General features: G+C 40.2%; 1 protein-coding gene. It reads right to left on the minus strand.

Annotated features, from left to right (window positions below; translation table 11 throughout):
- On the minus strand, positions 1–244 hold a 244-nt coding region (locus tag RTW80_RS30420), incomplete at both ends, for a type IV secretion system protein (RefSeq protein ID WP_312721946.1).

The raw sequence follows: 244 nt of genomic DNA on the forward strand, positions 1-244 counted from the left end.
CCATAAAAGCACCCGCGACAAATGCTGTAGCACCAGTTGCGATCAGGTTGAGAGGTTCGGCATCTTGTACAGAAACTGAAAGAATACCATTCAGGAACGTAGTGCCAGCTTTTAATGCCAACGCACCGAAAAGGAATATAAGCAAAGAGCTAAAGATAAGCTGAAGCCAGCTATTAAACATTTGTCTTAAAAAACCAAAAGACAAACATATGATAAATAACGGCGCTGTTACTGTTAGAACTTT

Source organism: Escherichia sp. AM3, from assembly GCF_032029835.1.
GTDB classification, from domain to species: Bacteria; Pseudomonadota; Gammaproteobacteria; order Enterobacterales; family Enterobacteriaceae; genus Escherichia; species Escherichia coli.